The sequence below is a fragment of the Paracoccus nototheniae genome (assembly GCF_004335005.1).
Classification (GTDB): domain Bacteria; phylum Pseudomonadota; class Alphaproteobacteria; order Rhodobacterales; family Rhodobacteraceae; genus Paracoccus; species Paracoccus nototheniae.
Window position 1 is genome coordinate 1 of record NZ_RQRT01000161.1, and the last position, 1,711, is coordinate 1,711.

The 1,711-nt window shown below is 66.2% G+C and carries 1 protein-coding gene and 1 pseudogene; one reads left to right on the forward strand and one right to left on the reverse strand.

Going from position 1 to position 1,711, the window contains the following annotated elements; all coding sequences use genetic code 11:
- Positions 1-242 (reverse strand): annotated as a pseudogene (locus EG885_RS23415) (hypothetical protein); the annotation flags it as partial.
- A 377-nt stretch (positions 243-619) separates the two neighbouring features.
- Here EG885_RS23415 and EG885_RS22260 point away from each other — a divergent pair.
- Positions 620-1,543 (forward strand): glutamine amidotransferase-related protein, encoded by a 924-nt coding sequence (locus EG885_RS22260; protein ID WP_131579042.1) that lies wholly within the window; start codon positions 620-622, stop codon positions 1,541-1,543.
- The last annotated feature ends 168 nt before the right edge of the window (positions 1,544-1,711 follow it).

Below are 1,711 nucleotides of genomic sequence, written 5' to 3' on the forward strand. Positions count from 1 at the left end.
TGGGCCAGCAGGATCGGCGCGTCCGACCCTTGGGTCTTCCAGCCAAGGGTAAAGCGGATATCGGTCTGGGCCAGCGCGGGGGCGGCCAGCGCAATCAGGGAAGCCGCGGCAAGCAAAGATTTCAGCAAGTCCTCCATCTCGGGCTCGGTGGTGGCGAGGCCGGTGGCGATGTTGACGACGATCGGAAAAAAGAACATGACCAGCGCGGTCAGAACGGCGGGCACGGGCGGATGATCACCCAAGGCCCGGCGCGCATCCTGCGACTAACCGAATACGCGCTTTCGGACGGGGATCGTGCCGACCTGATCGTGCTGGACGTCGCAACCGCCGAGGATGCGCTGGCCACCATGGCGACGCCACTGATGGGTTCAAGGCCGACCGTCAAAGCTTTGACAGGCCCGGCGCACGATTGCTACGCCCCTGACGCGCAGACGACCCCGGTGACGGCAATCCGCGGCACTGTCGACCACAGCCATTGGGCTGAGGCGGCGCCTGAAACGGGCGGCGTTTCGATCTTTGGTGTGCGGATGCCCATGATCTATGACCGCAAAGCTTTTCAGGCCGATCCGGGGGGCAAAGGGTTGGATCGTCGTGATTTCGGGCCAGCCTCGCGCCTTGCGTGGCCGATGGACGCAGCCGCGAACGCAACGCCCTGCACCGGGTTGTTCCCGAGGCGCTCATCAGAAAAGGTCCACCACCATTGCCCCCTATTATTCTCGTCGTCTCCAGCGAGACGCAAGAGCAGCAGAACGATCGCCGCAGCTATGCCGGGCTGGCCTCACATGAAAGCTATGCCACGGCCCTGCGCCGCCTGCGCCCCGGGATCGAACTGGACACGGCCTCCTGTCTTGGAACGGGCGACATTACGGATTTGAGCCGCCTTGACGGCATCGTCTTCGCCGGTTCCCCCATCCAGATGCACGAGGACAACGTCGAGGCGCGCGCGGCCGCCCATTTCATGACACAGGTGTTCGAGGCGGGGGTGCCCGCCTTCGGATCATGCGCCGGATTGCAGATCGCGGCCGTGGCGGCAGGGGGTGAAACCGGACCACGCCGCCAGGGCGCCGAGGTCGCCTTTGCCCGCGACATCACACGCACCGAAGCGGGCGCAGGGCATCCGATGCTTGACGGCAGGCCCGCCACCTGGACGGCGCCTGCCATGCATTCCAGCGTCGTGACCCGCCTGCCCCCGGGCGGGCGCAGCCTGGCCGCAAACCCCGACACTCCGATCGAGGCCGCCGAGATCCGCCACGGGAACGGCACCTTTTGGGGCGTCCAGTATCACCCCGAGCTGTCCCTGGGCGAAATCGCCGCCTCGACGGCGCATCAGGCGAAAGATGTGATTGACCAGGGCCTGGCGCGCGATCAGGGCGAGGTGGACGCCATGGCGGCGCGGCTGCGCGACCTCGATGCCGTGCCGACGCGTGTGGACATCGCCTGGCAACTGGGCCTGAACGCCGAGATCGCCCTTTTTGAACACCGCACCCGCGAGATCGAGAATTTCATGAAAGCAGTCGAGGCGGGCGTTCTCGGGCCGCTCTGAGGCACGGTCCCGCGGCCATTGCCGGGCCCTCTGCCCGTCTCAAGGCGCCACAGACGGTCCATCAAGGATCATCTCGCGCGGAAACGGGAAGGTGAAGCACGGGTTTTGCGATGGAAGCACGCTGGCCGCGGTCGGACAGCCCGCCCGTTCGTGCCTCAAGAAGATGCT